The following is a 20,540-nucleotide window of genomic DNA, read 5'->3' as shown; positions in this document are numbered from 1 at the left end:
TCGATGAGTTGAGGCGCCCATGCTGCGTGAATTGAAGACCTTTATCGCGGTAACACGCCACGGTACGTTCGCCGCGACGGGCATGCATATCGGGCTGACGCAATCGGCGGTCAGTGCGCAGATTCGTCAACTGGAGCAGGCGCTCGGGGTGGCGTTGTTCGACCGCACCGGGCGCCAGGCTACGCTGAATGCCGCAGGCGTTCGCGCCTTGCCGCTGGCCAAGGAGATTCTGGAGACGTTCAACCGCATGGCAGTGCCGGTGGAGGCCAATGAATACCGGGGCGAGCTGAAAGTCGGGGCGATCAGCACTGCGCAGACCGGGTTGTTGCCCCAGACCCTGGTCCGGTTACGTCAGGCCGCGCCGACCGTGGAATGCAAGTTGGTGCCCGGCGTGTCCCTGGAATTGCTGAGCCAGGTGGACGCCGGCGAGCTGGACTCGGCGATTATCATTCGACCGCCTTTTGACTTGCCTAAGGAGCTGCACGTACAGGTGCTGCGCAAGGAGCCTTTTGCGCTGATCGTGCCGCATGCACTGGCGGGCGATGACCCCTTGCAGTTGCTCGGCAGCCAACCCCATGTGCGCTACGACCGGGCGTCGTTTGGCGGTCGATTGGTCAGCCGGTTTCTGCGCGAGCAGAAACTCGAGGTGCAGGTGGCGCTAGAGTTGGATGAGCTGGAAGCCATCGTCAAGATGGTCGAGTGTGGCCTGGGGGTGTCGCTGATTCCTCAGGCGGGGCTGTGGCTCGAACGCTCGCCCCTGGTACGAATTATTCCGCTAGGCCAGCTGACCTTTTACCGGGAGATCATCCTGCTCAGTCGCTACAACCACCGCAACCTGCCCGTGCCGCAACTGTTTGCCCGCTGTCTGTTGGCTGACGCAAGCCTGTAACATATGCCCCCTATCCGTCCGCACCGGAGCTGCCCTTGCCTGTCCTCGATGAAATCGACCGCCAACTGATCGCCGCGTTGCAGATCAATGCCCGTGAAAGCGTCGCCATGCTGGCACGGCAACTCGGCATTGCGCGCACCACGGTGACGTCGCGCCTGGCTCGTCTGGAGAAAACCCAGGTGATTACCGGTTATGGCGTGCGCCTCGGCCAGCGTGTGGTGGATGGCGGGCTGCAGGCGTATGTCGGCATCACCGTGCAGGCGCGCTCGGGCAAGGACGTGCTGCGCAAGCTCAGCGCCATGGCCCAGGTTCAGCAACTGTGCGCGGTGAGCGGCGAGTTCGATTACGTGGCATGGCTGCGCACCGATTCGCCAGAACAGCTCGATCAATTGCTGGACCAGATCGGCAGCGTCGACGGCGTGGAAAAAACCACCACGTCGATCATCCTCAGCAACAAACTCGATCGCAGACAACCAATCTGACCGCCAACCTCGTCACTTTGACTGAAAACAATTCAATTCGACGACACTTTGCGTCTTATTAACGAACGCTACGCTCCCTAAACTGGCTGCCATCTTTTCCTATACTCAGCGGGTACGTCCCGCGAGCCGCTAGTAAGGTCAGCCATGAGCATTCCGTCCAGCAGCATCAGCAAGACCAATCGCCACCCCGCCGACGGTAAAAAACCGATCACCATCTTCGGCCCGGATTTCCCCTTTGCGTTTGATGACTGGATCGAACACCCCGCCGGCCTGGGCAGTATTCCGGCCGCCAACCACGGCGCCGAAGTGGCGATCGTCGGCGCCGGGATCGCCGGCCTGGTGGCCGCCTACGAACTGATGAAGCTGGGCCTCAAGCCCGTGGTGTACGAGGCCTCGAAGATGGGCGGCCGTTTGCGCTCCCAGGCGTTTGAAGGCGCCGAAGGGATCATCGCCGAGTTGGGCGGCATGCGTTTCCCGGTGTCGTCCACCGCGTTCTACCACTATGTCGACAAGCTCGGCCTGGACACCAAACCCTTCCCCAACCCGCTGACGCCGGCTTCCGGCAGCACGGTCATCGACCTGGAAGGCCAGACCCACTACGCACAAAAACTGTCCGACTTGCCTGCGCTGTTCCAGGAAGTGGCTGACGCCTGGGCCGACGCCCTGGAAGCCGGCTCGCAGTTCGGCGATATCCAGCAAGCCATCCGCGACCGCGACGTACCACGCCTCAAAGCGCTGTGGAACAAACTCGTGCCGCTATGGGACGACCGCACCTTCTACGACTTCGTCGCCACCTCCAAGGCCTTCGCCAAGTTGTCGTTCCATCACCGCGAAGTGTTCGGCCAGGTCGGCTTCGGCACCGGCGGCTGGGACTCGGACTTCCCCAACTCCATGCTGGAAATCTTCCGCGTGGTGATGACCAACTGCGACGACCATCAACACCTGGTGGTCGGCGGCGTGGCGCAGGTGCCCATGGGTATCTGGCGCCATGTGCCGGAGCGCTGCGCCCACTGGCCGGCGGGCACCAGCCTGAGTTCGCTGCACAGCGGCGCGCCACGGGCCGGAGTCAAGCGCATTGCCCACGCGCCCGGCGGCCGTTTCGCCGTGACCGACAACTACGGCGATACCCGCGAATACGCCGCCGTGCTGACCACCTGCCAAAGCTGGCTGCTGACCACCCAGATCGAATGCGACGAAACCCTGTTCTCGCAAAAGATGTGGATGGCCCTGGACCGCACCCGCTACATGCAATCGTCGAAGACCTTCGTGATGGTCGACCGCCCGTTCTGGAAAGACAAAGACCCGCAAACCGGCCGCGACCTGATGAGCATGACCCTCACCGATCGCCTGACCCGTGGCACTTACCTGTTCGACAACGGCGACGACAAGCCGGGCGTGATCTGCCTGTCGTACTCATGGATGAGCGATGCGCTGAAAATGCTCCCGCAGCCCATCGATAAACGCGTGAAGCTGGCCCTCGACGCACTGAACAAGATCTACCCGAAAGTCGACATCAAGGCGCGCATCATCGGCGACCCGATCACCGTGTCCTGGGAAGCCGACCCGCATTTCCTCGGGGCCTTCAAAGGTGCGTTGCCCGGTCACTATCGCTACAACCAGCGGATGTACGCGCACTTCATGCAGAAGGACATGCCCGCCGAGCAACGTGGGATTTTTATCGCCGGCGATGACGTATCCTGGACACCGGCCTGGGTCGAAGGCGCGGTGCAAACCTCATTGAACGCGGTGTGGGGCATCATGACCCACTTCGGCGGCCACACTCACCCAGAGAACCCGGGGCCGGGTGATGTGTTCGATGAAATCGGGCCAATTGCCCTGGCCGATTAAGGAGCCAAGCCATGCGTGTCGCCCTGTACCAATGCCCGCCGCTGCCGCTGGACGTGGCCGGCAACCTCGAGCGCCTGCACCGACTCGCGCATGAGGCATCCGGCGCCGACCTGCTGGTGCTGCCGGAGATGTTCCTCACCGGCTACAACATCGGTGCCGAAGCTGTCGGCGCATTGGCCGAGGCGCAGGATGGGGAGTCGGCGCGAACGATTGCCGAACTGGCGCGAAGTGCCGGGCTGGCAATCCTGTACGGCTACCCGGAGCGCGCCGCGAACGGGCAGATCTATAACGCCGTGCAGTTGATCGATGCCCACGGCCAGCGCCTGTGCAACTACCGCAAGACGCACCTGTTCGGCGACCTCGATCATTCGATGTTCAGTGCCGGCGGCGATGATTTTCCGCTGGTGGAACTCAACGGCTGGAAACTGGGCGTGCTGATCTGTTACGACCTGGAGTTCCCGGAAAACACGCGACGCCTGGCCCTGGCCGGCGCCGATCTGATCGTGGTGCCCACCGCGAATATGGTGCCGTTCGACTTTGTCGCCGACGTCACCGTGCGGGCGCGGGCTTTCGAGAACCGGTGCTACGTGGCCTACGCCAATTACTGCGGGCACGAAGGCGAGATTCAGTATTGCGGGCAAAGCAGCATCGCCGCGCCGGATGGGCAGCGAATCGCCCAGGCCGGCCTGGATGAAGCCTTGATCGTCGGCACGCTGGAACACCAATCGATTCTCGATGCCCGCGCCGCCAATGACTACCTGCAAGACCGCCGCCCCGAACTGTACGGCACGCTGCACAAGCCCTGATCTGGAGGGTTTGCTAGCATAGGCACTTCCCTCGTATCGGAAGTGCCCATGCCTGCGCCGGCCCAGCCCCATCACCTTCACCTTCACCTGACCCTGGCCAACGGCCTGCGGGTTTCCCTGCGCCATACCCCGCGTTTAAAGCGTTGCGCCGCTGTTTTGCGGGTGGCGGCCGGCAACCATGACGTGCCGTTGGCGTGGCCCGGCCTGGCGCACTTTCTGGAACATCTGTTGTTTCTTGGCACTGAGCGTTTTCCGAGCGATGAAGGGCTGATGACCTACGTGCAGCGCCACGGTGGCCAGGTCAATGCCAGCACCCGCGAGCGCACCACGGATTTCTTCGTTGAACTGCCGTTGTCGACCTTTGCCGATGGGCTCGAACGCCTGGCCGATCTGCTGACCCATCCGCGCCTGGCGCTGGACGATCAACTGCGCGAGCGCGAAGTGCTGCACGCGGAATTCATCGCCTGGTCCCAGGACGCCAACGCACAACAACAGGTCGCGCTGCTGGAGGGCTTGGCGGCCGATCATCCGCTGCGCGGCTTCCATGCGGGCAATCGCGACAGCCTGCCGGTGGAACGTCAGGCGTTTCAGCAAGCATTGCGGGATTTCCACCAGCACTTCTATCAGTCGGGGCAAATGACGTTGAGTCTGGCCGGCCCACAACCGCTGGCAGAACTGGAACGCCTGGCGCGGCGCTTCAGTGAGCAACTGCGCGCAGGCCCGCGACACCCGCAGGCGGCCCCGCCGGCGCTGATGCCCGCTCATACACAGCATTTCCAACACAGCGCCGACGGCCATCTGCATCACGTCATCAGCGTCGACGCCCCCAGGGAAGCCCTGGATTTCCTCTGTTTCTGGCTCAACGCCTCGGCGCCCGGAGGGTTGCGCGCAGAACTGCAAGCGCGGCAATTGGCGAGCACCGTGCAGGCCTCCGTGCTCTACCATTTCGCCGGGCAAGCGCTGCTGGATCTCGACTTTACCCTCGGAACTCATAGCGACGCGGCGACACAGATCGAAGCGTTGTTGTACGACTGGCTGAGCTTTTTCGCACACAGCGACTGGACATCTCTGCGCGAGGAATTCGCCCTGCTCAACGCACGCCAACAGCAGGTCCAAGGCGCCCTCGCGTTGGCGCGGCATGACAGCGAAGAACTCGAAGCGCCGGTGTCGGAGCAGCACGTTGCCGCCCTCAAGACCCTGCTCGACGCCCTGCCGCTGCAAGCCTGCCGACATGCGTGGCAACTGCCGCCCAACAACCCGTTCCTGCACCCACCCGTGAAGGACGAACGCGCCGGCCTGATTCGCGGCCAGACCAGCGCCCACCGGGGCCTGCGCACCTTTGCCCAGGACCGTTCCCGAGGGCGGCGAGAGCTGTCGGCGTTGTCGTTCAGCCCGGCGTTGGCCGATGCCCATGAGGAGGGCGCGCTCTACCTGCGCTGGCGGCTGGATTGCGCGCGCCCATCGACGCTGGAAAACACCCTGGCACCGTTGCGCGAAAATGCCCGCCAGGCCGGCGTCGACTTATCCTTCGACGCGATCGGCAATGACTGGCTGGTGAAGATGGTCGGTCTTCACCAACCCATGCCGGCGATACTCGATGAACTCGCGCGCAGCCTGAACCTGCTTGAGGAGGATCGGCAACACGCCACTGCCGGCACACCGCCGATTGCCATCCGGCAATTGCTCAAGGCGCTGCCGGCGTGCTGTGTCGGCGTTCGACCAAACCCGCCTGCGCCCTCGCTGTCGTGGACCCACGCACGCTGGGAAGGCCTGGGCATTGGGCTGCCCGCCCACTGCGAAGCGGCGCTCAGATCCGCCGCCACCCGCTTGCCCGGGCAACCGGCCATTCTTGAATCCGAATGCCCCAGCCTCAACGGCCAGCGTCTATGGCATGAGGTCCACACCGATGCCCTCGATGCGGCCTTGCTGCTGTTCTGCCCGACGCCGACGCGCTCCCTGGCAGATGAAGCCGCATGGCGCCTGCTGGCGCACCTGCTCCAAGGGCCGTTCTACCAACGCCTGCGGGTAGAACTGCAAATCGGCTACGCGGTGTTCAGCGGTATCCGACAGATCAATGGGCAAACCGGCCTGCTGTTTGGCGTGCAGTCGCCCAGCGTTTCCCTTGAGGGCATCATGCAGCACCTGCGCACCTTCCTCACGCAATTACCGGCATTGATCGACGCCAGCGACGACCTCGGCCACCCAGCGCTGGCGCAACAATTCACGGCGCAGGCGCTGCCCCTCGCCCAGGCCGCCGAACTGTTGTGGCAGGCGCGCCTGGCCGGCCATCCAGCAGATTATCTGGCGCTGCTTCAACACCAGATTCAAGCCCTGACGCACGCGGATCTACAGCGCGCCGCCCAACAGGTGCAGGACGCCGCGGGCGGCTGGCGCTGCATCGCCAACGGCCCGCGCAGCGGCGGTGACTGGCAATCGGCAGACTGATCGTTGCCGCTGCCGCAATAGGCTTTTTCCACCAAGACAGCGCTAACTTGGAAAAAAATGCGTAATATTCATAGGCACACATCTGAACATCTCCGACTGGAGGTGGACTATATGTATTACTTGGTAGTAAACGTCCCATCCCTTCGTAGGAGTAAGAATATGACTTGGTCCAAACCTGCTTACACTGATCTGCGCATCGGTTTCGAAGTGACTATGTACTTCGCCAGCCGCTGATTGGCTGGGTAAGACAACGCCTCGGCTCGTCCGGGGCGTTTTTGTTTTCAGCTTTGTTTGATGGAGCGGCCATGTTTGTCCAGATTCTAGGTTCCGCCGCCGGCGGCGGCTTCCCGCAGTGGAACTGCAACTGCGCGAACTGCGCAGGCTTTCGTGATGGCAGCCTGCGAGCGCAGGCGCGTACCCAGTCATCCATCGCGATTTCCGACGATGGCGTGAATTGGGTACTGTGCAATGCCTCGCCGGATATCCGCGCACAACTGCAGGGCTTCGCGCCGATGCAACCCGGCCGCGCCCTGCGCGACACCGGCATCAGCGCGATCATCCTGATGGACAGCCAGATCGACCACACCACTGGCCTGCTGAGCCTGCGCGAAGGCTGCCCGCACCAGGTGTGGTGTACCGACATGGTCCATGAAGACCTCAGCAGCGGTTTCCCGCTGTTCACCATGCTCACCCATTGGAATGGCGGCCTGGCCTGGAACCGTATCGAGCTGGACGCCAGCTTCACCATCCCGGCCTGCCCCAACCTGCGTTTCACCCCGCTGCCGCTGCGCAGTGCCGCACCGCCGTATTCGCCGCACCGCTTCGACCCGCACCCCGGCGACAATATCGGCCTGATCGTCGAAGACCTGCGCACCGGCGGCAAACTGTTCTACGCCCCAGGGCTGGGCAAGGTGGACGCGCCATTGCTGGAAATCATGGCCGGCAGCGACTGCCTGCTGGTGGACGGCACGATGTGGGACGATGATGAAATGCAGCGCCGTGGCGTCGGCACCCGCACCGGCCGCGAGATGGGCCACCTGGCGCAGAACGGCCCCGGTGGCATGCTCGAAGTGCTGGAGCACCTGCCGAAGCAGCGCAAGGTACTTATCCACATCAACAACACCAACCCGATCCTCGATGAAGATTCTCCCGAGCGGGCCGAGTTGGTGCGGCGCAATGTCGAAGTGGCTTACGACGGCATGAGCATTGAACTGTAGGAGCGAGCTTGCTCGCGAAAAACGCAAAAACACCGCAGATACTCAGGGTGCACGCGTCACCGTTAACGACCTTCGCGAGCAAGCTCGCTCCCACAGGAGACCCATATGACTGATATACCGATGAGCACCGATGCATTTGAAAAAGCCCTGCGGGCCAAGGGCGCCTTCTACCATATCCATCACCCGTACCACGTGGCGATGTATGAAGGCCGCGCCACCCGCGAGCAGATCCAGGGCTGGGTCGCCAACCGCTTCTACTATCAAGTGAACATCCCGCTGAAGGACGCCGCGATCCTGGCCAATTGCCCGGACCGTGAAATCCGCCGCGAGTGGATTCAGCGCCTGCTCGACCACGACGGCGCCCCCGGCGAAGACGGCGGCATCGAAGCCTGGCTGCGCCTGGGCCAGGCCGTCGGCCTCGACCCGGACCAACTGCGCTCCCAGGAGCTGGTGTTGCCCGGCGTGCGCTTTGCGGTGGACGCCTACGTCAACTTCGCCCGCCGCGCCTGCTGGCAGGAAGCCGCCAGCAGCTCGCTGACCGAACTGTTCGCGCCGCAGATCCACCAATCGCGCCTCGACAGCTGGCCGCAGCATTACCCGTGGATCGACCCCACCGGCTATGAATATTTCCGCACCCGCCTGGGCCAGGCCCGCCGCGATGTCGAACATGGCCTGGCGATCACCCTGCAGCACTACACCACCCGCGAAGGCCAGGAGCGTATGCTGGAAATTCTGCAGTTCAAACTGGACATCCTGTGGAGCATGCTCGATGCCATGAGCATGGCCTACGAATTGAAACGCCCGCCCTATCACAGCGTGACCACACAGCGGGTCTGGCATAAAGGGATCGCCCTATGAGCTTTGATCGCAGCAAGAAACCGACCTGGCGCCAGGGTTATCGCTACCAGTACGAGCCCGCGCAAAAAGGCCATGTACTGCTCTACCCCGAGGGCATGATCAAGCTCAATGAAAGTGCCGCCTTGATCGGTGGACTGATCGACGGCGAGCGCGACGTCGCCACGATCATCGGTGAGCTGGATAAACAATTTCCCGGTGTGCCTGAGCTGGGCAATGACGTAGAGCAATTCATGGAGGTCGCCCGTGCCGAGCACTGGATCACCCTTGCCTGAAAAACCAGCCATCGGCCTGCCCTTGTGGCTGCTCGCCGAGCTGACCTATCGCTGCCCGCTGCAGTGCCCGTATTGCTCCAACCCGCTGGATTTCGCCGAGCAGGGCAAGGAGCTGAGCACCGAGCAATGGTTCAAGGTATTTCGCGAAGCCCGTGAGATGGGCGCCGCGCAGTTGGGCTTTTCCGGCGGTGAACCGCTGGTGCGCCAGGACCTCGCCGAACTGATCGCCGAAGCGCGCAAGCTGGGCTTCTACACCAACCTGATCACCTCCGGCATCGGCCTGACCGAGCAGAAGATCAGCGACTTCAAGAAAGCTGGCCTGGACCACATCCAGATCAGCTTCCAGGCCAGCGACGAACAGGTGAACAACCTGCTGGCCGGCTCGAAAAAGGCCTTCGCGCAAAAGCTGGAAATGGCCCGCGCAGTGAAGGCCCATGGCTATCCGATGGTGCTGAACTTCGTCACCCATCGGCACAATATCGACAAGATCGACCGCATCATCGAGCTGTGCATTGCGCTGGAAGCGGATTTTGTCGAACTCGCCACCTGCCAGTTCTATGGCTGGGCGCAGCTCAATCGTGTGGGGTTGTTGCCGACCCAGGAACAGTTGGTGCGCGCCGAACGCATCACCAACGAATACCGCGCCAAGCTCGAAGCCGAAGGGCACCCGTGCAAGCTGATTTTCGTCACCCCGGATTACTACGAAGAACGCCCGAAAGCCTGCATGAACGGCTGGGGCAGCATCTTTCTGACCGTAACTCCGGACGGTACCGCCCTGCCCTGCCACGGCGCCCGACAGATGCCGGTGCAGTTTCCCAACGTGCGCGACCACAGCATGCAGCACATCTGGTACGACTCTTTCGGTTTCAACCGCTTTCGCGGCTACGACTGGATGCCCGAGCCGTGCCGTTCATGCGATGAAAAGGAAAAGGACTTCGGCGGCTGCCGCTGCCAGGCGTTCATGCTGACCGGGGATGCGAGCAATGCCGACCCGGTGTGCAGCAAGTCCGAGCACCACGGCATCATCCTTCAAGCACGGGAAGAGGCCGAACACGCCACCCAGACCATCGAGCAACTGGCCTTTCGCAACGAGCGCAACTCACGACTCATCGCAAAAAGCTGAGAGCCTCAGCGCTTGGCGATGATGTACACCGCGTGAATGATGCCTGGGAAGTAACCGCACAAGGTCAGCAGAATATTCAGCCAGAACGCGCCGGCGAAACCCACTTGCAGGAACACACCCAGTGGCGGCAACAGAATGGCGATGATGATACGAATGATGTCCATGGGTTCAGCTCCTGAAAATCGGCTCGTGTGAGCCGTGTAGCTAATCGACCTTGGACGTTCGTGAGGGTTCAGTAGGATCTGGCACCGCGACCGTCGTTCGCTGCACAAAAAAAAACGCCCCCAGCCAAAAAAAACAAGCTGGGGGCGCCGCGTATACCGCGAGACGGTTCAGGAATAAGGGGTCAGACGGCGATGCCCTTGCGGCATTGCAGTTGTGCGGTGCGTACCCGGGAAAAGGCGTGCCCCAGGCGCAGGAGCATTTCGTCGATGTTGCTTTTGCTCACCGTCAGGGCCGGGGTGAAGCGCAGGCAGTTGGGTTGCGGGGCGTTGAGGATCAGTCCTTCGTCCAGAGCCGCTTTTACTACGGCATCCGCAGAATCATCCGATAACGTCAGGCCCCACATCAGGCCCTGGCCGCGCAGTTGACCGTGGCCATAGCGATAAGCCAGGCGCGCCAGACCTTCGCCGAGGTAACAACCAGACTCACGCACATGCTCGAAGAAACCATGCCCCAGCACAGCATCGAGCACCGCCCCTCCGGCGCAGGCCATCAGCGCATTGCCATGATGGGTGCCTTCCAGCTCACCGACTTCAAAGCAACAAGCCTTGCCACGCGCCAGCAGTGCCGCCAGCGGTACACCACCGCCCAGGCCTTTGCCGAGCGCAATGATGTCGGCGCGTACACCGTAGTACTCTTCGGCGAGCAAGGTGCCGCAACGGCCGATGCCGGTTTGCACTTCGTCGAGGATCAGCAGAATGCCCAGCTCGCGGCACAGCCGCTCGACACCCTTGAGGTAATGCTCGGTCGCCGGGATGACGCCGGCTTCGCTCTGGATCGGCTCGAGCATGATGGCAACGGTTTGCGCGTCAACGGCGGCGTGCAGCGCCGCCAGGTCGTTGAGCGGGACGTGACTGAAGCCCGGCAATTGCGGTTCAAAGCGGTTTTCACGGCTGCTCGCCGAGGCCGACATCGCCGCGAAGCTGCGCCCATGGCAACCGTTGCTGGCGCTGATGATGCGATAAGCACCGCCGCGATACAGCTGGCCCCACTTGCGCGCCAGTTTGATCGCCGCTTCGCAGGCTTCCGCGCCGCTGTTGAGCAAATACGCCTGGTCGCTGCCGGTGCGGTGGCACAAACGGTCGACGAGGTTGAGTTGGGGACGGTTATGCAAGCCGTTACCAGGATTGATCAGCGCCTGGGCCTGATCGGCCAGGGCCCGGATCAATACCTGCGGGCTGTGGCCGAGGCTGTTGGCCGCGCAGCCCTGGCTGAAGTCCAGATAGGCACGATCATCGCTGTCCCACAACCAGGAACCCTGGCCGCGCACGAAGACCTGCGGGGGGCGCGCTACGGTAGGCATCAGGCATCCACTGGGAAAATCTTCGCCACAAGCATCCAGGATCAGGTCATCCAGACTGGCCGCCGAGCGGCGCAAATTGAACAGGTTCACACTTTTCCTCCCATGGCAACCATGCCGTGGTCGGTGTACCCCGCAAAACCTACCTGGAGGTTTTTTGACTTGCCTATGCAAACACCATCAACATAAACGCTAATCATCGCCCGATCTGGCCCTGTAAGCCTTGTGGATAGGCGCTAGACTAGGCGTCTTGGGGGCCAACGGCCATTTCGATTTTCCAGCTTTTTCGATAAGAATTACTTATGGATTTTAAGCAACTGCGTTATTTCGTCGCGGTGTATGAGGAAGGCCACGTAGGCCGTGCCGCTGAGCGTCTGTCGATCTCCCAACCGGCCCTGTCACAGCAGATCCGCCAGCTCGAACAAAACCTCGATGTGAGCCTGTTCGAACGCAGCAGCAAGCGCCTGCTGCCGACCCTCGCGGCCCATACGTTATACAACCACGCCTTGCCGTTGATCGATGGCATGCAGCAAGCCGTGGAGGCGTTGCGCAACTTCAAGGGCCAGGCATTGCGCACCTTGGCCATCGGTGTGTTGCAAACCGTACACACCAGCCTGGTGCCGCAGATGCTGGAGCGTGTGCGCAAGGCCCAGCCGCACCTGGTGGTGCAAATCTACGAACTGACCGGGCTGGAGATTGAACGGCGCCTGCTCAATGGTTCGCTGGACATCGGCATCAGTTACCTGCCGCCCCGCCAGCCGGGGTTGCACGGCGTGCTGCTGTATGAAGATGAGCTGAAGGTGGTCATCCCGGAGGATCACCCCCTGCGTGAATTCAAGAAAGTCTCCCTGACACAAGCGGCCGAGTTGCCGATGTTGCTGCTCGGGGAGGAGTTTCAGATCCGGCAGATCTGGCAGGGCCAGCTATCCAACCTCGGGCGGCGCCCGCAGGTGCAGGCGGAGTTGAATACCATGGTGGGGATTCTCGACAGCCTGCCGCATACCAAACTGGCCACGGTACTGCCGGGACGTTCCCAGGACCAACACAACAGCCAGGCGCTGCTGTGGAAACCCTTGAGTGAACCGAGGGTGCCGCTGAAAGTCGGGTTGGTGTGCCGCGATGTGCAGCGCCAGCAAGCGACGTTGGCGCTGCTGCGCACCTTGCTGGAGGACGTGATGAACGCTCCGCAGGTGCCGGGCTGACTTTTTCGCGGGCAAAAGAAAACCCCGCCGAAGCGGGGCTTTGCAGACTGTTTCCCTGACATCCATTTCACTCCGCCATCCTGGCAGAATCCTACGTGTCCGTGTTGTTGCTTTGCGCTTCCTGCGCGACGTCCATGTGAAGTAGATTATCCGTGGATCCAATTTGGCGATAGAGGACGATTAGCAGCACGTCATGTAAGATAATGCTTACAAAGCCTCTACACCCTTAGAACAGGGCCTCATCCAGCAAGAACAGCGATTCGCTACCGGCTTTTACCGACGCGCTCAACGACTGAATACGCGGCAGCAGACGGGCAAAGTAGAAACGTGCGGTGCCCAACTTGCTGGCGTAGAAACCTTCCTCGGCTTCTTTGCCCAGCGCCGCCTTGGCCATCCTTGCCCACATGTAGGCGTAGGCCATGTAACCGAATGCATGCAAATACTCCACCGAGGCCGCACCGATTTCATTCGGGTTGCTCTTGGCACGGTCCAGCACCCAGGCCGTCAACTCATCCAGGCTATCCACCGCGGCATTGAGCGGCGCGGTGAACTCAGCCAGCTCCGCGCCCGCGGTGGCGGTGAACTGGCGGATCTCGTCAGCGAACAGGGTGTAGAACGCGCCGCCACTGCCGACAATCTTGCGTCCCATCAGGTCCAGGGCCTGAATGCCGTTGGTGCCTTCGTAGATCTGGGTAATGCGTACATCACGCACCAATTGCTCCTGACCCCACTCGCGGATGTAACCGTGGCCGCCAAAGATTTGTTGGCCGAGCACCGTGGTTTCCAGGCCCAGATCGCTGAGGAATGCCTTGGCCACCGGGGTCAGCAAGGCCACCAGGTTATCCGCGCGCTCGCGGGCGGCGGCGTCTTCGCTGAACTTGGCGATATCCAGCTGCATCGCCACATATGTGGAGAATGCACGGCCGCCTTCGTTCGACGCCTTCATGGTCAACAGCATGCGACGCACGTCGGGGTGGACGATGATCGGGTCGGCGACTTTGTCCTTGGCCTGGGCACCGGTCGGCGCACGGCTCTGCAGGCGGTCGCGCGCATATTCAATCGCGTTCTGGTAGGACCGCTCACCGGACGCCAGGCCCTGGATGCCTACGCCCAGACGCTCGTAGTTCATCATGGTGAACATTGCCGCCAGGCCCCGGTTAGGCTCGCCCACCAGGTAACCCACGGCTTGGTCGAAGTTCATCACACAGGTCGCCGACGCTTGAATCCCCATCTTGTGTTCGATGGAGCCGCAGCTCACCGGGTTACGCGCGCCCAGGCTGCCGTCGGCATTGACCATGAACTTCGGCACCAGGAACAGCGAAATGCCCTTCGGCCCCGCAGGCGCATCCGGCAGTTTGGCCAGGACCAGGTGGATGATGTTCTCGGTGAGGTCGTGTTCGCCGCCGGTGATGAAGATCTTGGTGCCGCTGATGGTGTAGGAACCGTCCGCCTGAGGCTCGGCCTTGGTGCGGATAATGCCCAGATCGGTGCCGGCATGGGCCTCGGTCAGGCACATGGAACCGGCCCACTTGCCGGAGTACATATTCGGCAGGTAAGTGGCCTTGAGTGCTTCATTGGCGTGGGTGTTGATCGACACGCAGGCGCCGGAAGTCAGCATCGGGTACAGGCCAAACGCCAGGCTCGACGAGTTGATCATCTCTTCGACTTGCGCCGACACCGCCTTGGGCATGCCCATGCCGCCAAACGCCGGATCGCCGCCTACGCCCACCCAGCCGCCTTCGGCGTAGGTGGTGTAGGCCTGTGGAAAGCCGTCCGGGGTGCTGACAACCGTGTCGGCCCAGCGGCAGCCCTGTTCATCGCCGCTGCGGCTGAGCGGGGCGATGGATTTGGCGGTGACTTTACCGGCTTCTTCGAGGATTGCCTCAACGGTTTCGGCGTCGACAGTGTCTGCCAATGCCGGCAATTGGGCCCAAAGTGTGGCGACCTCAAAAACTTCGTTGAGGACGAAGCGCATATCACGCAACGGCGCTTTGTAATCAGCCATGGCAAACCTCGTGAGAACGTGAAAAGTAATTCGATAGGGTCGGTTTTACAGGCGCCGAGTGTACCCGAACAACTTTTCAGACACATAGGGTCCACTTTTGACTGATTGGTATTTTTAAGTCATCAGCCGCCGAATGCCTCCGCAGGCAGACTCATCAGGCACTCGCTGCCCGCTTGCACGGCAGCCCGATGGGTGGCAGTGCGCGGCAGCAGGCGCTTGAAGTAAAAGTCGCAGGTGGCCAGCTTGGCCTTGGCGAAGTCGGCATCGTCGTGGGTCTGCGCCGCGATCGCCATGCGCAGCCACAAATAGGCGAGGACGATGTAGCCGCTGTACATCAAGTAGTCCACCGCGGCGGCGCCCACTTCGTCAGGGTTTTTCATCGCGGCCATGCCGACCTCGGTCGTCAGCTCGCCCCATTGCCGGTTCAGTTGATCGAGCTGCGCCACATACGTCTTGAGCTGCGCATGCTCGGCATTCGCCTCACAGAACTTATGCACAATCCGGGTAAAACCGCGCAGCAGCTTGCCCTGGCTGCCCAACACCTTGCGCCCCAGCAAGTCGAGCGCCTGGATCCCGTTGGTGCCTTCGTAGATCGACGCAATGCGGCAATCGCGCACCAACTGCTCCATGCCCCACTCGCGAATAAAACCATGGCCGCCGAACACCTGCATGCCGTGGTTGGTCACTTCCAGCCCGGTGTCGGTCATGAAGGCTTTGCAGATCGGCGTGAGGAATGCCAACAGGTCTTCGGCCTCCTGGCGCTGGCCGGCGTCGGCGCTCAAGTGCGCGGTGTCGAGCAGTTGCGCGGTGAAATAGGTGAGCGCCCGGTTGCCTTCGTTGAACGCCTTCATGGTCAGCAGCATGCGCCGCACGTCGGGATGGACGATGATCGGGTCGGCGGCTTTTTCAGGGGCCTTGGCGCCGGTCAGCGCGCGCATTTGCAGGCGGTCGTTGGCGTACCTGATCGCGCCCTGGAAGCTCGCTTCGCCGTTGCACAGCCCTTGCATCCCGGTGCCGAGGCGCGCGTGGTTCATCATGGTGAACATGCAGTTGAGGCCTTTGTTCGCCTCGCCGATCAAAAAGCCCTTGGCCCCATCGAAGTTCAGCACGCAGGTGGCCGAGGCCTTGATCCCCATCTTGTGCTCGATGGAACCGCAATGCACCGCGTTGCGCTCGCCCGAATCGGCATGGAACTTGGGCACGATAAACAGCGAGATGCCTTTGGTGCCGGCCGGGGCGTCCGGCAGCTTGGCCAGTACCAGGTGGATGATGTTGGTGCTCAGGTCGTGCTCACCGGCAGAGATGAAGATCTTGCTGCCGCTGACCGCATAGCTGCCATCCGCCTGGGGCACGGCGCGGGTCTTGATCAGGCCCAGGTCGGTGCCGCAGTGGGCTTCGGTCAGGCACATGGTGCCGGTCCATTCGCCAGCGGTGAGTTTGCTCAGGTAGGTGGCTTTCTGTTCGGCGCTGCCGTGGGCGTGGATCGCCGACATCGCGCCGTGGGTCAGCCCCGGGTACATGCCCCAGGAAGTGTTGCTGGAGCCGATCATTTCGCTGAGCACCAGCCCCAGGGATTGCGGCAGGCCTTGACCGCCGTAGGCCGGGTCGGCTGCCACGCCGTGCCAGCCGCCTTGCACATACTGAGCGAAGGCTTCCTTGAAGCCCTTGGGCGTGGTCACCACGCCTTTGTCGAAATGGCAGCCTTCTTCATCGCCGCTGCGGTTGAGCGGCGCGAGCACGTTCTCGCAGAATTTCGCACCTTCTTCGAGGATCGCGCTGACCATGTCCGGGCTGGCGTCCGTCGCGCCAAGGGCGGCGTAGTGAGCGTGGAAATCAAACACGTTGTCGATCAGAAAGCGCATGTCGCGCAGGGGAGCTTTGTACTCAGGCATGGCGATGTCTCCGGCAGCAGATGGTTTCAACCTACTGCCGGCCACCGCCCCGGACAATCACTGTAGCGCCGCTGAATACAGCACCATCACTCAACCGGCAGCACTCTGCGTGCGTACCGCGCCACGGCGGGTTTGCCCGGCCGCAATCACGCAGTTACGCCCCGCGCCCTTGGCGGCATACAGCGCCTGGTCGGCGGATTTGAGCACCTCTTCGGAGGTGCGGTGCTCGGCCTGGCGCTCGGCCACGCCGATGCTGACGGTCACCGAGACACTCGACGCACCGCTACCCGCGCGCCGCTGGCGACCTTGCAGGTCATCCTGCGGGCGGTCCGGGTTGCGCAGCTTGATGTCGTAGTTGGCGATGATCTCGCGGATTTCTTCCAGGTGCGGCATGCATTCATCCAGGGTCTTGCCGGCAAACACCACGGCGAACTCTTCACCGCCATAACGGTAGGCGCGTCCGCCGCCATTGACCTTCGACAGCTTGCTGGCGACCAGGCGCAGCACCTGGTCGCCGACATCGTGGCCATGGGTGTCGTTGAAGCGCTTGAAGTGATCGACGTCGCTCATCGCCAGCACATAGTTGCGCCCCAGTCGCTGCATGCGCTCATTGAGTGCGCGACGCCCCGGCAGGCCGGTCAACTCGTCACGGAACGCCATCTGATAGGCCTCGTGGGCCACCGCGGCCGCAATCATCAGCATCACCTGGCTGCACATGATGTTCAGAGTGAACGGCAGGATAAACGTCTGCGGCAACATCCAGAACAATCCCACCAGCCCCACCATCTGCGCCGCGTGCAGCGGGCGCGGCTGGTACCAGTATTGCGCCGCCAGGGTCAGGAAACCGATCAGGAACATCGGGTACGACAGCTGGATCAGGCTCATCCAGGCGCCATGCAGCGCCGGCCAGCGAATTTCCGCCAGCCAGTTCAGCAGCGCCTGGGGATAACTTTGCTCCAGCGCCAACGCGACGCTGCCGACCGCCAGCAGCACCGCACAGCGCGCGACAAAATCACGGAACAAGTGGGTTTTTTCCTGCCACAGCCCATAGAGGCCGAACAGCAGCGGCAGCAACAGGCAGCACAAGTGGAACACCACCGCGGCGTCTTCGCGCACGCGGCCGTTGTCGCGGTAGTAGTCGGTCTGGGTGTCGAGCAGGAAGTAGGCGATGTACACCGTGATCATCAGGAACAGTTCACGCTGGCGACGATAGACCGCGCAATACGAACCGCCGAGCAACAGCACCAGGGTCGGCAACACGTTGAACAGCGAGGTGAAGAAGACGTTGAGGTCCTTGACATACGCAGCCGAGAGCCCGGCCAGTAACAGCAGCAATGAAGGGAGGAAATGACTGAAACGTAAAGCGGACGCGCGTGACAAGGGTAAAACTCCGACCCGCCAGGAATGATGGCACTGTGCCTTACTCCAGACAGTTAAACATACCCTGCCCGGCCTGTATCACATTGCCATCACTGTAACGGCAGCCAATCGCAATCCCTGAGCGCCCCGCTGCGTTTTTTATCGGCAAAAAAAAAACCGTCGCCCCCAACAGGAGCGACGGTTTTTCAAGTGGGCTCGGTGAGGCTTAGTAAGCCAGGCCGAAGTCCTCTTCTTTCATGTCCATCAGGTTGTTGGCGCCCGACAGCATGGTGGCCACATGAGTACGGGTACGCGGCAGGATGCGCTGGAAGTAGAAGCGCGCGGTCTGCAGCTTGGCGGTGTAGAACGCCGCTTCGCTGGTGCCGGCGGCCAGTTTTTCGGCCGCCAGGCGTGCCATGTCGGCCCAGAAGTAAGCCAGGCAGGCGTAACCGGAGTACATCAGGTAGTCCACCGACGCGGCACCGACTTCTTCACGGTCTTTCATCGCCGCCATGCCGACCTTCATGGTCAACTCGCCCCACTCTTTGTTCAGCGCGGCCAGCGGTGTCACGAACTCTTTGACCGCTTCGTTGCCTTCGTTGGCCTGGCAGAACTTGTGGACGATCTTGGTGAAGCCCTTCAGCGCTTCGCCTTGAGTCATCAGCACTTTACGGCCGAGCAGGTCCAGCGCCTGGATGCCGGTGGTGCCTTCGTACAGCATCGAAATGCGGCTGTCGCGCACGTTCTGCTCCATGCCCCACTCGGCGATGAAGCCGTGACCGCCGTAGATCTGCACGCCGTGGTTGGCGGACTCGAAGCCGACTTCGGTCATGAACGCCTTGGCGATCGGGGTCATGAAGGCCAGCAGGCCATCGGCCTGTTTCTTGGCTTCGTCGTCGGTGCCGTACTTGACGATGTCCACTTGCTTAGCGGTGAAGTACACCATCGCACGGTTACCTTCGGCGAAGGCTTTCATGGTCAGCAGCATGCGGCGCACGTCGGGGTGGACGATGATCGGATCGGCCGCTTTGTCCGGCGCTTTCGGGCCGGTCAGGGAACGCATTTGCAGGCGATCGCGAGCGTATTTCAGGCCGCCCTGGAAGCCGATCTCGGCGTGGGCCAGGCCTTGCAGCGCGGTGCCCAGGCGAGCGGTGTTCATAAAGGTGAACATGCAGTTCAGGCCTTTGTTCGCCGGGCCGATCAGGAAACCGGTGGCTGCGTCGAAGTTCATCACGCAGGTGGCGTTACCGTGGATGCCCATCTTGTGTTCCAGGGAACCGCAGGTCACCGCGTTGCGCGCACCGATCGAGCCATCGGCGTTCGGCAGGAATTTGGGCACGATGAACAGCGAGATGCCTTTGGTACCGGCCGGTGCGTCCGGCAGGCGGGCCAGGACGATATGGACGATGTTGTCGGCCATGTCGTGTTCGCCGGCCGAGATGAAGATCTTGGTGCCGGAGACTTTGTAGGTGCCGTCGGCCTGAGGCTCGGCCTTGGTGCGCAGCATGCCCAGGTCGGTGCCGCAGTGAGGCTCGGTCAGGCACATGGTGCCGGTCCATTCGCCCGACACCAGCTTGGTCAGGTAGGCGTCTTGTTGCTCGGGGGTGCCGTGCTCGGAGATGGTGTTCATCGCGCCATGGGACAGGCCTGGGTACATGCCCCACGACCAGTTGGCTTCGCCGACCATTTCGCTGACCGCCAGGCCCAGGGATTCCGGCAGGCCTTGGCCACCGTGCTCCACGTCGTGGGCCAGGCTCGGCCAGCCGCCTTCGACAAACTGTTTGTAGGCTTCTTTGAAACCACTAGGGGTCTTAACGCCTGACTCGCTCCAGGTACACCCTTCGATGTCACCCACGCGGTTCAACGGTGCCAGTACTTGCTCACAAAACTTGGCGCCTTCTTCAAGAATGGCGTCAACCATGTCCGGAGTAGCGTCCTGGCAAGCCGGCAGGCTTTGATAATGCGCTTCATAGCCGAGCAGTTCGTCACGAACGAAGCGAATATCACGCAAGGGGGCCTTGTAGTCAGGCATAGCGATAAACCTCTGCTGATGTGTCTGGGATGAACAACCGCGTGGGATTTGTTATGGCGGTCAAACAGGTGTTTGAAACATACGTTTACCACCTGGGGATGTCAAGCGTCGTCCCGCTGCCGTTTGTCATGACACCGCTCAAGAGCGCGCACGACGATGCCTGCGGCGAGGCGCCACAAGGGTTATCGGGAAAAAGGCGAAGGTGCAGGCGCGAGCGGTGTGCCTGGCACACCGCGTTGCTTCAGGGGGTCAGGCGAAGGTGTCGATCAACGTGCCGAGCATTTCATCGGAAGCCTTGGCGACTTTCGCGCCCAGCTCCACCTGAAACTTGCCTTGGGCCATTTCGACCATATTGCTCGCCGAGTTGGTCGGCTGGGCGCGGTCATTGGCCTGCAGCAGGTCGCTCTGGGCGTCCGACGGCTGGGTAGTGGCGGCGCTGGCAATCCTGCCGGCGGCCTGGTCGACGCGGCTCTGCCCGGCCTGAATGGTGCTCAGGCCTGAATAAAACGCGCTGCTGCCAGAGATTTCCATGGCGTGGACCTGCTGAGAGAATCGTGAAGTTGAATTGAAACAGACATCCGGGCAAAA

18 protein-coding genes are annotated in these 20,540 nt (G+C 62.0%); 11 read left to right on the top strand and 7 right to left on the bottom strand.

Going from position 1 to position 20,540, the window contains the following annotated elements; translation table 11 throughout:
* Window positions 1-19 precede the first annotated feature (19 nt).
* The 10 genes from ACVWZP_RS23435 (at window position 20) to pqqE (ending at window position 9,940) form a co-directional block, all read left to right on the top strand.
* Complete coding sequence (locus ACVWZP_RS23435) at window positions 20-889, top strand: LysR family transcriptional regulator (RefSeq protein WP_457370188.1); 870 nt, start codon at window positions 20-22, stop codon at window positions 887-889.
* A 35-nt stretch (window positions 890-924) separates the two neighbouring features.
* Window positions 925-1,371 (top strand): Lrp/AsnC family transcriptional regulator, encoded by a 447-nt coding sequence (locus ACVWZP_RS23430; RefSeq protein WP_017847827.1) that lies wholly within the window; start codon window positions 925-927, stop codon window positions 1,369-1,371.
* A 165-nt stretch (window positions 1,372-1,536) separates the two neighbouring features.
* Complete coding sequence (locus ACVWZP_RS23425; protein ID WP_046385157.1) at window positions 1,537-3,219, top strand: flavin monoamine oxidase family protein; 1,683 nt, start codon at window positions 1,537-1,539, stop codon at window positions 3,217-3,219.
* Window positions 3,220-3,230: 11 nt separating this feature from the next.
* On the top strand, window positions 3,231-4,025 hold the full coding sequence (locus tag ACVWZP_RS23420) for a carbon-nitrogen hydrolase family protein (protein WP_046381847.1): 795 nt from the start codon (window positions 3,231-3,233) through the stop codon (window positions 4,023-4,025).
* A gap of 48 nt (window positions 4,026-4,073) precedes the next feature.
* Window positions 4,074-6,470 carry a pyrroloquinoline quinone biosynthesis protein PqqF gene (gene pqqF, locus ACVWZP_RS23415; RefSeq protein WP_457370187.1) on the top strand — a complete coding sequence of 799 codons (2,397 nt, stop codon included), beginning with the start codon at window positions 4,074-4,076 and terminating at the stop codon, window positions 6,468-6,470.
* Window positions 6,471-6,629: 159 nt separating this feature from the next.
* Window positions 6,630-6,704 (top strand): pyrroloquinoline quinone precursor peptide PqqA, encoded by a 75-nt coding sequence (gene pqqA, locus ACVWZP_RS23410; protein ID WP_003194766.1) that lies wholly within the window; start codon window positions 6,630-6,632, stop codon window positions 6,702-6,704.
* A 71-nt stretch (window positions 6,705-6,775) separates the two neighbouring features.
* The gene (pqqB, locus tag ACVWZP_RS23405) at window positions 6,776-7,687 is read left to right on the top strand and encodes a pyrroloquinoline quinone biosynthesis protein PqqB (protein ID WP_017847831.1); all 912 of its coding nucleotides are present in this window, start codon (window positions 6,776-6,778) and stop codon (window positions 7,685-7,687) included.
* A 105-nt stretch (window positions 7,688-7,792) separates the two neighbouring features.
* Window positions 7,793-8,545, top strand: coding sequence for a pyrroloquinoline-quinone synthase PqqC (gene pqqC, locus ACVWZP_RS23400; RefSeq protein ID WP_017847832.1), 753 nt, complete (start codon window positions 7,793-7,795; stop codon window positions 8,543-8,545).
* Window positions 8,542-8,817, top strand: coding sequence for a pyrroloquinoline quinone biosynthesis peptide chaperone PqqD (gene pqqD, locus ACVWZP_RS23395; protein WP_046381845.1), 276 nt, complete (start codon window positions 8,542-8,544; stop codon window positions 8,815-8,817). Before pqqC ends, pqqD begins: the two co-directional genes overlap by 4 nt.
* Window positions 8,810-9,940, top strand: coding sequence for a pyrroloquinoline quinone biosynthesis protein PqqE (gene pqqE / locus ACVWZP_RS23390; RefSeq protein ID WP_017847834.1), 1,131 nt, complete (start codon window positions 8,810-8,812; stop codon window positions 9,938-9,940). Before pqqD ends, pqqE begins: the two co-directional genes overlap by 8 nt.
* 5 nt (window positions 9,941-9,945) lie before the next feature.
* On the opposite strand, the gene ACVWZP_RS23385 is transcribed toward pqqE, so the two are convergent.
* Together ACVWZP_RS23385 and ACVWZP_RS23380 are read right to left on the bottom strand one after the other, a co-directional pair.
* The gene (locus ACVWZP_RS23385) at window positions 9,946-10,104 is read right to left on the bottom strand and encodes a YqaE/Pmp3 family membrane protein (RefSeq protein ID WP_010207008.1); all 159 of its coding nucleotides are present in this window, start codon (window positions 10,102-10,104) and stop codon (window positions 9,946-9,948) included.
* 182 nt (window positions 10,105-10,286) lie between these two features.
* The gene (locus ACVWZP_RS23380; RefSeq protein ID WP_046381844.1) at window positions 10,287-11,555 is read right to left on the bottom strand and encodes an aspartate aminotransferase family protein; all 1,269 of its coding nucleotides are present in this window, start codon (window positions 11,553-11,555) and stop codon (window positions 10,287-10,289) included.
* 209 nt (window positions 11,556-11,764) lie between these two features.
* Between ACVWZP_RS23380 and ACVWZP_RS23375 the strand changes: the two genes are divergently transcribed.
* Window positions 11,765-12,664, top strand: coding sequence for a LysR family transcriptional regulator (locus ACVWZP_RS23375; RefSeq protein WP_046381843.1), 900 nt, complete (start codon window positions 11,765-11,767; stop codon window positions 12,662-12,664).
* Between the two features lie 226 nt (window positions 12,665-12,890).
* On the opposite strand, the gene ACVWZP_RS23370 is transcribed toward ACVWZP_RS23375, so the two are convergent.
* The 5 genes from ACVWZP_RS23370 to ACVWZP_RS23350 form a co-directional block, all read right to left on the bottom strand.
* A complete protein-coding gene (locus ACVWZP_RS23370) occupies window positions 12,891-14,669 on the bottom strand; it encodes an acyl-CoA dehydrogenase C-terminal domain-containing protein (RefSeq protein ID WP_046381842.1) in 1,779 nt (592 codons plus the stop codon).
* Window positions 14,670-14,791: 122 nt separating this feature from the next.
* Window positions 14,792-16,561: an acyl-CoA dehydrogenase C-terminal domain-containing protein gene (locus ACVWZP_RS23365; protein WP_457370186.1), complete on the bottom strand. Its 1,770-nt coding sequence runs from the start codon at window positions 16,559-16,561 to the stop codon at window positions 14,792-14,794.
* A 90-nt stretch (window positions 16,562-16,651) separates the two neighbouring features.
* Window positions 16,652-17,941 (bottom strand): GGDEF domain-containing protein, encoded by a 1,290-nt coding sequence (locus ACVWZP_RS23360; protein ID WP_046381840.1) that lies wholly within the window; start codon window positions 17,939-17,941, stop codon window positions 16,652-16,654.
* 205 nt (window positions 17,942-18,146) lie between these two features.
* Entirely contained in the window at window positions 18,147-19,952 is a 1,806-nt protein-coding gene (locus ACVWZP_RS23355; protein ID WP_169881916.1) for a phenylacyl-CoA dehydrogenase, read from the bottom strand.
* Window positions 19,953-20,201: 249 nt separating this feature from the next.
* On the bottom strand, window positions 20,202-20,483 hold the full coding sequence (locus ACVWZP_RS23350) for a hypothetical protein (protein WP_046381838.1): 282 nt from the start codon (window positions 20,481-20,483) through the stop codon (window positions 20,202-20,204).
* Window positions 20,484-20,540 lie beyond the last annotated feature (57 nt).

It is taken from the genome of Pseudomonas sp. TE36184, assembly GCF_054060055.1.
This window is presented reverse-complemented; position numbering and strand designations above follow the sequence as displayed.